12 protein-coding genes are annotated in these 13,238 nt (G+C 45.3%); 7 read left to right on the top strand and 5 right to left on the bottom strand.

Features of this window, described 5'->3' with window-relative positions; translation table 11 throughout:
- Positions 1-29: 29 nt before the first annotated feature.
- Positions 30-491: a MarR family winged helix-turn-helix transcriptional regulator gene (locus J2Z66_RS39715; protein ID WP_209979191.1), complete on the bottom strand. Its 462-nt coding sequence runs from the start codon at positions 489-491 to the stop codon at positions 30-32.
- A gap of 207 nt (positions 492-698) precedes the next feature.
- On the opposite strand from J2Z66_RS39715, the gene J2Z66_RS39710 reads away from it, so the two are divergent.
- Positions 699-2,087: an MDR family MFS transporter gene (locus tag J2Z66_RS39710; protein WP_376774559.1), complete on the top strand. Its 1,389-nt coding sequence runs from the start codon at positions 699-701 to the stop codon at positions 2,085-2,087.
- Positions 2,088-2,683: 596 nt separating this feature from the next.
- Here J2Z66_RS39710 and J2Z66_RS39705 read toward each other — a convergent pair.
- From J2Z66_RS39705 to J2Z66_RS39690, 4 genes are all read right to left on the bottom strand, one after another.
- Positions 2,684-3,526, bottom strand: a complete 843-nt coding sequence (locus J2Z66_RS39705; RefSeq protein ID WP_209979219.1) for a 1,4-dihydroxy-6-naphtoate synthase — start codon at positions 3,524-3,526, stop codon at positions 2,684-2,686.
- Positions 3,526-4,194, bottom strand: a complete 669-nt coding sequence (locus tag J2Z66_RS39700) for a futalosine hydrolase (protein WP_245376191.1) — start codon at positions 4,192-4,194, stop codon at positions 3,526-3,528. Before J2Z66_RS39700 ends, J2Z66_RS39705 begins: the two co-directional genes overlap by 1 nt.
- A gap of 201 nt (positions 4,195-4,395) precedes the next feature.
- A complete protein-coding gene (locus J2Z66_RS39695; RefSeq protein WP_209979186.1) occupies positions 4,396-5,220 on the bottom strand; it encodes a WYL domain-containing protein in 825 nt (274 codons plus the stop codon).
- On the bottom strand, positions 5,207-6,520 hold the full coding sequence (locus J2Z66_RS39690) for a helix-turn-helix transcriptional regulator (protein ID WP_209979183.1): 1,314 nt from the start codon (positions 6,518-6,520) through the stop codon (positions 5,207-5,209). Before J2Z66_RS39690 ends, J2Z66_RS39695 begins: the two co-directional genes overlap by 14 nt.
- 249 nt (positions 6,521-6,769) lie before the next feature.
- On the opposite strand from J2Z66_RS39690, the gene J2Z66_RS39685 reads away from it, so the two are divergent.
- The 6 genes from J2Z66_RS39685 (at position 6,770) to J2Z66_RS39660 (ending at position 13,153) form a co-directional block, all read left to right on the top strand.
- Positions 6,770-8,188, top strand: a complete 1,419-nt coding sequence (locus tag J2Z66_RS39685; RefSeq protein WP_209979182.1) for an RtcB family protein — start codon at positions 6,770-6,772, stop codon at positions 8,186-8,188.
- Between the two features lie 108 nt (positions 8,189-8,296).
- Complete coding sequence (locus J2Z66_RS39680) at positions 8,297-9,325, top strand: DUF4432 family protein (protein WP_209979180.1); 1,029 nt, start codon at positions 8,297-8,299, stop codon at positions 9,323-9,325.
- Positions 9,326-9,730: 405 nt separating this feature from the next.
- Positions 9,731-9,919 carry a hypothetical protein gene (locus tag J2Z66_RS39675; RefSeq protein ID WP_209979179.1) on the top strand — a complete coding sequence of 63 codons (189 nt, stop codon included), beginning with the start codon at positions 9,731-9,733 and terminating at the stop codon, positions 9,917-9,919.
- Between the two features lie 50 nt (positions 9,920-9,969).
- Positions 9,970-11,079, top strand: a complete 1,110-nt coding sequence (locus J2Z66_RS39670) for a slipin family protein (RefSeq protein WP_209979177.1) — start codon at positions 9,970-9,972, stop codon at positions 11,077-11,079.
- Positions 11,080-11,200: 121 nt separating this feature from the next.
- The gene (locus tag J2Z66_RS39665; RefSeq protein ID WP_245376190.1) at positions 11,201-11,734 is read left to right on the top strand and encodes a type 1 glutamine amidotransferase domain-containing protein; all 534 of its coding nucleotides are present in this window, start codon (positions 11,201-11,203) and stop codon (positions 11,732-11,734) included.
- 504 nt (positions 11,735-12,238) lie between these two features.
- Complete coding sequence (locus J2Z66_RS39660; RefSeq protein ID WP_209979174.1) at positions 12,239-13,153, top strand: AraC family transcriptional regulator; 915 nt, start codon at positions 12,239-12,241, stop codon at positions 13,151-13,153.
- Positions 13,154-13,238 lie beyond the last annotated feature (85 nt).

Below are 13,238 nucleotides of genomic sequence, written 5' to 3'. Positions count from 1 at the left end.
AACGCTTGTGCTATTATGAAAGAGTGTTTTTAAGGCTGCCGATTACTCGTTTTGATTAAAATTGATTTTAGTTTATCCATATGGACATTTAATTCAGATAAATCTGTTACATCCAGGAAGCTGACCATCTCTTTAATTTTATTGGAAATAATCCGTTGGTACTCATTACAGAGCCAGTCACCCTGTTCGGTAATTTCAACAAATACAAGTCTCCGGTCATTCTCGCAGGAGTGACGGCTTACAAGCCCCTTTTTCACCAGCTTGTCCAACAATGGGCTTATGTTCGAACGGGTGATATTTAATTGTTCAGACAAATCAGATACAATACACCTGCGCACCTCATGCAGAAGAATTAGTAAACGAGCAGCCATTGGAGATAAACGCACAGGGGGGCATTCTTCCACCGCTACCGCATCGAATATTTTTCGCTGCAATAGCGGCATCAACAGCATGAAATTATCGGAAAATTGTTCGATGAGCTCGTTTCTCACGGATCACACACCACCCTAATGTTAATTATAATTATTTTATCATATTAGTGTGAATAATTGCTATTGTTTCATAACCATTATTAATTTATAATGAAATTCAAAAGATAAATAGTTTGGATGGATAGGGAGGAAGAGAAGTTGAATACTGCAGGTGTAGCTCCTGGCCCACAAGGTAAAGATTTGGGCAACATAAAAAAGCTGCCAATCATGATTTCCTTGATCATAGGTGCCTTTTTTTCGATTTTGAATGAAACGCTGCTAAATATCGCTTTTCCGGATTTAGTAGTTGAATTGGGTGTGACCCCATCAACCATCCAGTGGTTGTCAACCGGATATATGCTGCTCGTAGGTGTACTTGTACCTGCTTCAGCATTACTGGTTCAATGGTTTACAACAAGGCAAATGTTTCTTGGGGCCATGTTTTTATTTTCCCTAGGTACATTGGTTTGTGCAGTCGCTCCTGGTTTTTCAGTGTTATTGATTGGTCGCTTGCTTCAAGCTGCAGGTACAGGGCTTATGCTTCCGGTTTTGATGAACACCATTCTGGTGCTTTATCCGCCGGATAAGCGCGGTGCTGCGATGGGAACGATCGGGCTTGTCATTATGTTTGCCCCGGCTATCGGACCTACTCTCTCTGGCTTGATCCTTGACTCGTTGGATTGGCGCTGGTTGTTTTATATGGTTCTGCCTTTTGCCATCTTTGCTTTCTTTTTCGCTTTTATTTATTTAAAGAATGTTTCAGATATCACCAAACCAAAGGTAGATGTGTTTTCCATTGTATTGTCTACGCTTGGCTTTGGGGGAATCGTGTTCGGCTTTAGCAGTGCGGGAGAAGGGCATGGAGGATGGTCCAGTCCACAGGTATATGTCTCGCTTATCGTAGGAGCTATTTCCCTGATATGGTTTGTACTGCGTCAGATCGGCTCGAAGTCGCCGATGCTTGACTTGCGGGCATTTAAGTCACCGATGTTTTCCTTGACCACACTATTGCTTATTATTGTAATGATGACATTGTTCTCAACGCTGCTGCTGCTGCCTTTCCTGCTGCAGGGAGCGCTCTTGCTAACAGCTTTTACAACGGGCCTTATTATGCTGCCCGGTGGTGTGCTCAATGGCCTTCTATCTCCGTTAACAGGTAAACTGTTCGATAAATTCGGTCCTAGAGCGCTTGTTATACCGGGCGCTGCGTTGTTAATCGTCATTATGTATTTATTTACACAAGTATCCCTAGCCACAACAACGGGGATGTTTATAGCATTGCATATCAGTATGATGATTGCTATCTCCATGATCATGATGCCTGCGCAGACAAATGGTTTGAACCAACTGCCGCGTAAGTATTATCCACATGGTACAGCGATTCTTAATACGCTGCAGCAGGTTTCTGGAGCGATAGGCGTTGCCTTCTTTATCAGTATTATGTCGTCGGGACAGCGGGTTTTCCTGGAAAATTCGTCCGATCCGACAGCCCCGCAACAGCAAGCAGAAGCTTTGCTAGCCGGTGTGCAAAAATCCTTCACAGTCGGGTTAGTTTTTGCAGTTGCTGGACTTGTTCTTGCTTTGTTTATGAAGCGCACGAAGGCTCCTGAAGAATAAGAGGCAGGTGCTGCAAAGATATGTGAAATTGAAAAGGACTCTACTGCGTTTGATGACGCGGCGGAGTCCTTTTTTGTAAACTTTTTAGAAAGTATAAGTTTTGGGGATGCCTGGAGTGAAAGGAATTAGTCACGTGAGTCACGTGACTCGCGTGGTGCAGCTTTATAGTGATAAAATGTTTGGTGCAACTCATGTAACTCTTCATTTACCAAGGGAATCAGAAAGGAAGCACAGGTTTCCCCATCACCACCTATCCCCTTCTCTCAGGAAGCAGCCTCTATTGGCAGTCCTTTTGAGTGTGCGATTCACTTAACGATGTTTTTCATCGTTAAAGTAAGGATGTGGAGCGGACCCAGTGCTTTTAACGATGAAAAACATCGTTAAAGTAGCAGATCCTTCTCAGCCGTGCGCCTCTTCATCCCCAGCGCCTGCGCCCGCCTTTAAAGATTTATTCTCGCCTCTGCATCCATTTCATTCTAGGGAACAAATTTTTAACAGCGGCTGGAGCCCACAGCCATTTCCTACCTCCATGCACCAATGTCACGAATACGCTCCTCAAAGGACGCCAAAAAAGGCGGGTTTCTTACGAAAGTAAATTAATATCGGAGCAAAGAAAGATCGAACTCAGGGATAAGTCCAACTTGTGAGGCACGACTCAGAAGTGTCGTTACTGCTGTGTAACCCAGTTCGCCTAGATCCGCTGTGAATTCGTTTACGTACAAATCGATGTGTGCTTGTGCAACGATAGGGTCCATTTCTTGAGCGTGCTGCATGATATAGTCCCGTGACATTTCCGGATGAGCCCAGGCATACTCGACGGAAGCTCTCGTCCATGCAGCGATGGACTTAAGATCAAGAGAACGATGAGCAATGATGGCTCCGAGTGGTATGGGCTGATTGGCATCGCCTTCCCACCAGCTGCCCAAGTCGGTTAAAAGCGAAAGACCGTAAGAGGGGTATGTGAAACGTGCTTCGTGGATGACTAAGCCAGCGTCGATTGCACCATCACGTACTGCTGGCATGATTTCTTGAAATGGCATCACAACAATTTCGCCCACGCCTCCGGGGACTTGCTCGGCTGCCCAAAGTCTGAACAGCATATATGCGGTCGAGCGCTCACTGGGAACTGCTACCCTGCGGCCAGTCAATATAGCTGGGTCTTTCGTGGCTGACACGTTGTTTCTAGTCAGTACTAACGGTCCGCAGCCTCTGCCGAGTGCTCCACCGCAAGGCAGTAAAGCATATTCGGATAGTACCCAGGGCAGAGCTGCATATGAAATTTTGAGCACGTCCGGTCCGCCAGGATTAGCTGCTAGGTTGTTGGTAATGTCGATGTCTGCATAGGTGACATCCAGCTTTGGGGCACCGGGCAGTAGTCCATGCACCCACGCATGAAAAACAAAAGTATCATTAGGACAAGGTGAAAAAGCAATCTTCATCATAAAACCTCCATTAGGACTGAGCTTGCTGCTTCTAATGCTGTAAGAGCATCGCCGATTCTCCAAGCTGAACGGTCACGCGGACCTACGAGATTGGAGATGGCGCGGATTTCTAATACAGGGATACCACGCTGATAAGCTGCTGCTGCTACTCCATAACCTTCCATAGCTTCTGCAGCAGCTTGTGGGACCTGAAGAGCCAATTTCGCAGCGGTCGCAGCCGTGCCGGTTACGGTTGATAAGGTCAACACTGGTCCCATAAGGACCGGCAATTTGGCAGTGTGCAATGCTTCAGTTAAACGGACAGCGTAGTGTTCATCAACTTGAATATGGGTTGATGAGCCAAAGCCAAGCTCGTCCAAGCTGCTGAAGCCCTCAGGAGTCTCGGCTCCCAGATCCGCTGCGATAATTTCACTAGCGACTACCAGTGAGCCGATCTCCGCTTGACCGGGGAAGCCGCCGCCGATCCCGGCACTCACGACAAAGTCATAATCAAAATGGGCAGCAGCCAATACCGTTGTAGTAGTAATAGCTGCTGCAACGGGTCCGACACCTGCGGCTATTACATCAAACCTGCTGCTGCCGCGAAGTCCCCGCAGCACGGCGTCTTTCTCGACATCGACAGCTGTCACTACTAGCACACGTGTACTTGTTTTTAGTATATTCATGCTATTAATACTCCCTTTTATAACAGGCATCTGCCTCTAAAGACATGTGAAGCTATTGTTCTTCATTATAATCCTCTTGCTGGTTCTGGACAACCTCAGACTCAGAGGTCTGCGTGGTCTTCTGAGCTCTAAGTGGTCCTCTGAGGTCTGAGGGGGTCCTCTGGGGTCCTCTGGGGTCCTCTAAGTCGCCCTTCTTCCCGCTTATGTATCCGTCTCATTGCTCGAATCGCTTATGCCATAACGCTCCAAAGCTTTTGATGCGGTTTCCAGCATGCGCTGCTGCAGCTTTTCGTTCCCGATAATTCGAACTCGCTTGCCAAGGAAACGGATTTTGGACAAGACATATTCACTTTCATTTCCTGCAAAGCTTAAATGAATTGTATACCTGTCATCGGAGGCATCATAGCTGACTTCTTTCTCAAAACAGGAAAAGGCATATAAGATCCGCGACAATTCACGATTATATTCTTTGTTTATTTGGATGAAGGCCTCTGCTTTCCTTTTTTCCAATATCTTCTGAATATCAGCCAACGCCTTGGCTGACATTTCCTCAGGAAGGGATTCTTCTGTGATAGTGGAAATTTTCTGCAGCCTAGTACTCATCAGCATATGATTTCTCAAATGATACCAAAGCAGATACCACTCTCTTTTGACCATTGAATATTCCAGCTTGTAGGGAAAGCCTAATTGTTCGTTGCGGGATTGATCTCCTTTGATGCTGAAGCTCAGACGAATACGGCTTTTATTGACCAGGCAGCGGCGCAGGAGACGCAGGTGCGGATGGTAAACTTGTCGCTCCAGGCTGCGTGCTTTCTCAACAAAAACAGTTGTCAGTTCAAGGGGCTGCTCAAGCTCCAGAATTAGCTGCAGCTTATCCAGAGTAACAGCTGTAAAAGCTTCCGCGGCCGCGGGATGCTGCAGCATCATTTTCAACCAGCTGCGTTCATGTGAGGTGATCATGAAGGTGCCGGATTCGTCGAGCCGGGAGAGGAGCTGATAGTTGAAAATCTTTTCAAATGGATTCATAGCAGTGCCTGATCTCCTTCCATTCGGCGATCATTTCCCTCCTGAGACGAATCGGCTCCAGTACCTCACAGCTGGAACCAAAGCTGCGCAGCCAAGGCTTGATTTCCGTCGTTCCATTAACGATGATTTCATAAACAAAGGAGACATCATCTTCTTCAACAATTTGTCCCCACTGGCCCTGCAGCAGTACCCGCTCTTTAATAAAATTGGGCTGGGCGTTTCCGGGATTGAAGAAACGGGCTCGCAGCGTAAGGGGACGTCCTGTGTCAATTAACCAGCTGTACTTTGTTTTTTCCTCAAGCTCTTTATTTTTCTCCGCAAACCATTCCTCAGGCACAGCATCGTCTTCCCCGATTTGAGTCATTCCTTCCAGGCGATATTTCTTGATGCCATACCGGGAACTGTAGGAAAGCAAGTACCAACGGCCATATTGATGGTCATAGACAATTTTGAGCGGAAGCGTTATTTCCTGCTTTCCTTCCGTTTCACGCTCGAATAGAGGATTCGTATTTTTTGAGGCGTAGCTTTTCGAATTTTTTGGAGAGAAATACAGAAATTTAACTTTGCACCGCTTACGAATGGAGGCAAGAAGGGTGAACAGATGGGCCTCATCCAAAATTCGCGAATAATAATGATATTTATATAGGAAGGGCTCTATTGCGGTTTTATCTGGATCGCCCCGGGCTACTCTTTTCTTCAATCCGTCACGGAGTAAATAACCCTGTAGGGAAGGTACCTGTGTGTTAGCCATGATGTCTACAAAGTCGTACAAATCAAGTAATTCATCCTGCGACAGCTCTTCTACCAATCCATTATGTATGCGGTAGCTGTAGGGGCGTGGACCCGGAATCCTGCTAATAACTCCAACCTCTTCAAGGTATTTTAGGTCTGTTCGAATCGTTTTTTCATCTGGAAGTGGAAGGTTAGCAGGAAACCTGTCATAGCAGGCATCCAGCAGCTCCATAGCCGTCAAGGACTTCTCATTTATAGCTGCCAAGAGCAGAGATATTCTTTGACTCTCGGTTTCCTTAAGGGACTTAGCGCGAAATAGGAACAGCAGCAGTGGATCAGTTGAATCGAAATAACTGTAGCGGATGCTCTCGGCAAATTCTTTTCCCTGTTCATCGGGCAATTGCTGGTGTATGGTGCTAACAATTTCTTTTAAGCGTTTGAGGGTCTTATCAAAAGTATGTATAGAGATGCCGAGTCTTTCGGCAAACTGTTGGCGGTTGTACGCTCCACTGGTCAGCACAAGTATGCGCAAAAACTGAATTTCTTTATCAAAGCTTTCCTTAGCCAAGTTCCTTCGCTCCTTTACGATGAAGCTTCTGTTCTTTTTGCAGCATTCCTTTCATTGTAACAGGTACGGGAAATGAAGAAAATGGATATTTTTTCAATAGTCGTCATACTTTCACCATGTTCGTAAGCAGGCAAATAAGCGATGATAGGTCTCATAAAGCAAAACGCAAAATAAAGAAAGCACTCGCAGCACTAATACATGGTATCCATGTAGGCTGAGCGGAGCAGCTATTCCCGAGGAGGTAAAAGAATGAACATGCAGCAAAAAATGCACGGAAACAATCATTATGAAATCGGCTTAGATCATGGAAATGTCCATGTGTTTGCCAACGCTGAGGTGTTTCAGTCGTTTGAAGCCAAGGTATATGAAATGGCAGACAATAATCTGCGGATTCCGCGGAATGTATATATGAGCTATACACCTGACGCACATGTTGGCGTAGGAACTTGTATTGGGACAACTGCAGTTTGGAGTATGAAGGATGGGATTGTCTCTCCATCGATTGTGGGTGTAGATATCGGCTGCGGTATGCGGGTACATACGACGCCTCTGCACAAAAGGGATATTCAGGACAAGGCAGTACGCAGAGCTTTAATAGCAGCAATTGAATCTTATGTACCTACCAACGAACGGACGAATTCACATTTTGCGGATATCGATATCATGGAAGTTGTGAAGCAGGGGCTAAGGGGCTTGCCTTCCAAGTATGTCCCAGATAACCAATGGATTACGCATGTTGAGGAATCTACCTTCCAATATGACCATACTTACCTGGAGCATCTGCCACCGAAAATCCGTAAAAATGCCCGCGGGCAGCTGGGAACACTTGGGAGCGGCAATCATTTTATCGAGCTGCAATATTTGGAGATCAATGAAGCTTCCGCAGAGCTTGCGGCTAAGTGGGGCTTATTCGACGGGCAAGTGGTCATTATGATTCACTCGGGTTCTCGCGCTTGGGGAGCCATGCTGGGCCGCGAATATAACAAGGTAATGAAGGAGGCTATGTATCATTGGGGCGTGGAGAATCCTGACCCTAATTTGATCTATGCGCCTATTACCAGCAAAGAAGGGAAAACCTATCTAAACCTTATGTATTCTGCACTTAATTTTGCTGTAAGCAACAGGCATATGATCGCTTTTGGCGTGCGCCAGGCTTTTAAAGATGTATTTGGTCCACAGATTGAAACACCTGTACTATACGATTTGATGCATAACTACGCGCTGAAGGAATTTCATAGAAACCAGCCGATGCTCGTTCATCGCAAAGGGGCCACTCGGGCGCTTCCACCGAATCATTTCCTGAATACCCCTGTTTACAAGGAAACCGGACACCCTGCATTAATACCTGGTTCTATGGGGACATCGTCGTACATTATGGTTGGAAAAGAAGAAGGCTTGAAAAACTTCTATTCTATTTGTCACGGTGCAGGCCGGGTGAGATCACGAAGAGCTACTAAGGAAGCCGTTACCATTGATCAATTCGCACAATCCTTGCGCATCGGTACAGAGGAAGAGATCCTGGTGAATCATCGGTCTCTGGAAACGATTCTGGACGAATGCCCGCAGGCCTATAAGGATGTCGATCAAATTATTGATAGTGTTGTAGGTGCATCCTTAGCGGACGTAGTAGCCAGATGCATTCCAATGGCGGCGATTAAAGGTAAATGAAGAAAAGAAACGAAGGAAGCCTTCATTGCTATGTGATATAATCGATAATGTTAATGGAAGAATTGAACTCATATTTCATATTTCGGTTGATTCGAGGGAGATGCAAAGATGGTGGAAAATAGTAAATCGGCAGAAGCAAGGAGCACAGGGAAGGCTCAGCTTTTACAGCATGAAATACAGGGGCACCGTGTTCTAACGCTGGAAAATGAAGCTATTCGGGTCAGCATTGATGTGGATCATGGAGCCCATATTTTTGAAATAAGGGATAAGCGGACTGATATCGATGTACTTTACAAGGATCCCAAAGGCCTGGTTTATGATGTAGGCGGTTGGTATGAGCTGTTTCCGAATGCAGGGAGCGGCTGCAGCTACAAGAATACGGATATTCCAGGACATGGCGATGTGCAATATCAGTCATGGGAGTTCCGGATTGAGCAGGATGGCGATGAGGAAATTCGTTTGTTTTTATGGACCGAGAGCAAGGTGCTTCCGTTCCTGATTTCCAAATCAATTGTGTTTAGAAGCAATGAATCGAGCCTGTTTATATCTGAAAAAATCACGAACAAAAGCGGGGAAGCTGAGCCTTACCTATGGGGACAGCATATAACATTTGGCGCTCCTTTCGTGAGTCCTGCTACACGTATTGATCTTCCTGAATGCCGTGTGTTCGATAGGCTGGAAGACCATGCTGCTGACAGCAGGGTGCTGCCCGGAGCTTCCGGAACGCTCGATAGTATACAAGGAAAACAAGGAGAAATGCTGGATCTCACCTACTTTCCTGCAGATCCTTTCAGTGAAATGCTCTTTATCGACGAAATCAAGGAATACTGGTACAACGTGTTTAATGAGCAGGAGGGCCTCGGCTTTGCACTTGCCTGGGACAACAAGGCGTTCCCTTTTTTGTGGCTGTGGCAGGAGCATCATACGATTCAAGAAGCACCTTTTAACGGAAAGGTATACAGTATGGCGTTGGAGCCTCAAGCATCGAATGTGCCCACACTATCAAATGCAGTGGAGCAAGGGGAAGCGCCGGTATTACAGCCTGGAGAGAGCCTTGAAACTTGGATGACATTTGTTATACATAATACTTCTGATAAGGTGAAATTCGTATCCAAAGAAGGCCAAGTTCGCATCTAAAGGCAGCTATCCACCGATTGTATAAGCAAGCCATAACCCGCAAGGGCTCTTATTGAGCCTTGCGGGTTTTTCATTTATTTGCAAAAACTTCATTCTTTTTCCGAGTCGCCATACTTGCACCATGTTCGTAAGCACCCAAATCAGCGATGATAGAACTCGTAAGCAATAACCTGATCTGTGATGGATCTTTTATCCATCCTAGATCAGGTTATTGCAAGGATGGCTTACCGAGGCTGGAATATCTTATCATTCCGCAGTGCCCGCATATTGTATGTGCAGGTATCCTGTAAGGTCCATTCGGCATTAATCTACCATGTGTGAGGGTTCGAATCCCTTCTCGCTTTTCAAGCGATGAAATAGTGGTCAGATCTAACAAATTGGAGACCTCAAAGGGGAATCCTCAGTGTGCGCTTCTTGCATGCACTGCGAGCTGGGCTTTGCAATCAGCTGATTATGCAGCAAGCAAATCCGTTTATTTTTGCCAAAAATGAAGTGAAAAGGTTATGGGTTGCTGTTGAACCTAATGATCGATTCACAGAGTTTTTGTCCGAAATTACGGGTTACCTTGCTTCATTAAGCCTGATTCCGCTTTAGCTGCAGGAGGATTCCTTGTTCAAGGTCGTTAAAATCAAGGGGGAATAATCATGTTTTCAAAAGTTATTATAAAAAATGATGAGCGTGGACTTCTTTTCAGAAATGGAAGCTATATCAAGCACCTTCAGCCAGGTACATACCGATTCGCTCCTTTTACCGATCATACTGTTATCGTACAAAATGTGATGCAGCCTCTCTCCGTGCCCAATAAAGATATCCGTTTGTTTATGCAGGATGAGCAGCTGGTTAAGCAATTAACGATTGTAGATGTTCAGGATTACGAATATGTGCTTCATTATGTGGACGGCAAGTTTGTCTCTCTTTTGAGAGCAGGGGTGTATGCTTTTTGGAATATATGGCAGAAACATGAATGTTTACGAGTAGACATCAGAAATCCGGAGATTGCGCCGGAAGTGGATTTAGCAATTTTGCCCAAACTGCACGGCTGCTGCCAAATCGTAGAAGTAGGGGCTCACGAGTCAGGTATGCTTTTCTACAACAATGTGCTGCAAAAAGAGCTGACCCCGGGCAAGTACTATTTCTGGAAAGGACCTACAACTGTTGTCGTCAAAATTCAGGACCTGAGGCAGCAGCAATTGGATATGACCGGACAAGAGATTATGACGGAGGATAAGGTTACTTTGCGGTTAAACTTTGTCTGCCAGTATAAAATTGTAAATCCACTTAAGGCTTTGGAAATCAAATCTTTTGAGGATCAGGTTTATATTGTACTGCAGCTTATTTTGCGGGAGTATGTGGGGACATTGAAGCTGGATGATTTGTTGAAAATGAAACAGGAGATTGCTACGTTCGTGCTAGCCCGCTTAAATGAAAAAAGCGAACACTATGGTGTGCAGTTTCAGGCTGCTGGCCTTAAGGACATCATCCTGCCAGGAGATATCAAGGATATTCTCAACACGGTGCTGCTGGCTGAAAAGAAGGCGCAGGCTAATATTATTACCCGCCGGGAAGAAACGGCTTCGACTCGCAGTTTGCTGAATACAGCAAAGCTGATGGACGAGAATCAGACGCTTTACCGCCTTAAGGAGCTTGAATTTCTGGAGAAGATTTGTGAGAAAATCGGCACGATTTCGCTTACTGGCGGCGGCAATTTGCTGGAGCAGTTGAATTCGCTGTTAAGTGTAAGGAATGGAGCTTAAGGCAGCAGCGGCAGACGGCAGTATCCAGTTATGTTTATTTCCAGGCCAAAAGGGGTATAGCATAGAGGAGGGAAGAAACTGAGAGAATTGTTCATCCTGAAGAAGAGAGGAGTAGATATAAATGAAACAAATGGTGAAGAAGGTTGCTTTTTTAATAGCCGACGGGTATGAGGATTCCGAGATGATGAACCCTTATGAGGCTATGTCCCAAAACGGAAACGATGGAGTTATTATAAGTTTAGAAAAAGGCGCCAAATTGGAGGGCAAAAAGGGGACCATCTCCTACACCTCGCATCTATCCGCGGAAGAAGCAGATGCGAGTGACTATGAAGCGGTTATTATCCCTGGCGGTAAATCGCCATCCAAGCTTTTGGTAAACAAGCATATGATCGAATTTGTTAAAAAGGCCGATCAATTGGGCATTACGATAGCTGCGATTTGCCACGGTCCTCAGCTGCTTGCTGAAGCGGGCCTGTTAAAGGGGAGAACATTAACCTCTTATCCCGGCATTGCGGAAGAGATTAAGGAAGCGGGAGGCAACTTCGTAGACAAGGAAGTGGTTGTGGATAACAATATGATTACTTCACGAACGCCGGAGGATGAGCCAGCCTTTATTCAAGAAATTATTAATAAGCTTGGGGTATCTGCTTACTAATTTTGTAACAAGAAAGATACTAAATCTGCTGATTTATTGTCAGTGCTGGAACTCCTTTATTACAAAATAAATACGAAGATAATAAAAAAGATCTTTTGCGGAAATTTGCAAAGGATTTTTTTATTGTTGTATTAGTCAGAAAGCATAAATTCAGAAAAAAATCTCACATTTTCTCTATCGCCATATCCCTATCGGCACTATCCCTTTCGTTCAGGAAAGCAGCTTCTGCTGGCAGTCATTTTGAGATAGGCAGATTCAATTCGTGCGATTGTAGCTGAGAAAAGAGGAAATGGCGTTGGTGGAAGAGCGGTTGTGTCCGCCTTTAAAGATTTGTTCCAACCTTCACTTCCAATCCAATCCAATCTATTCCATTCAAATCTCACTTAAGTGTGTACAAACAAGGAATTATCCTCTTGTAAGCCTTTCTAATTTCAGTCAAAATAAAGAGACTAGCAATCAGGTGAACACAACCATAAGTATATTGTGCCCAGTCAGGAGGATACCATGGAAATCGGATCACTATTTCAACCCCTGCTGCTGCAGGAGGATTACTCGCCGCAAATCATGGCCTACTATTTCAAACAATGGCAGAACTTATCGATGTCCTTCCATCACCATAATTCGACGGAGATTATGTATGTGATCAGCGGTGAGTGCCGGGTAGAGCTCGATTTGGGACTTGGGGAAATTGAATGTGTGGAATTAACGAAGAGTGAATTCATTATTCTTGACGGGAATGTGCCACATCGGTTACTCGTGGATGAAAATGTCTCCTGCAGGATGTTGAATGTGGAATTTCACTTTAGCTGCAGCGAAGGCATGTTTCCGTCGATGAAGCAGTTTGCCGGGGCAGAGGAGGCACTTGCAGCTCTTATCCAATCGCCCGAGCCTTACCTGCTGATGGCTGATCCGGATGAGCTGTACCAGGTACTGAAAAGCCTTGTTCTTGAGCTTGATAATCATGCTTTGGAAAATGGAGTGATGGTGCAGCTGTTATTTACGCAGCTATTGATCCGGCTCGCCAGGTTATGGGAGCAGGTACGGCTGGATGGGCAGCCGCAGACCGACTATTACATCAATCAGTGTATCGAGTATTTGCAGCATAATTACGACCGTCAAATCCGGGTGGAAGAGATCGCCTCTTATGTTAGCCTGCATCTTGGCTATCTTCAGCGTATTTTCAAATCTCATACAGGTTCGACGATTACCGAATATTTGACTTCCTTACGAATGGAGAAGGCAAAAATGCTGCTGCAGCAAACAGACATTCCAATTGTAGAGATTTCTGAGTATGTTGGCGTGGGAAGCCGGCAGTATTTTCATTCTTTATTCAAGCAGTACACGGGCTGGTCACCTGCGGCCTACCGGAAAGCTGTAGATAAACACCGATGGAAATATTTATTAAGTGATAATTCTTGACATTAGATCGACTAAGAAGTCACAAAATTGATAACGCTTGCTGGTTACGGACTGCTACAATGTAGTGGGAAGAACATACGGTAAG

Origin of the sequence: Paenibacillus eucommiae, assembly GCF_017874215.1 — a bacterium.
Classification (GTDB): Bacteria; Bacillota; Bacilli; order Paenibacillales; family NBRC-103111; genus Paenibacillus_AI; species Paenibacillus_AI eucommiae.
Note: the sequence above shows the minus strand (reverse complement) of the source record. Positions and strands in the feature narration are given on the sequence as shown.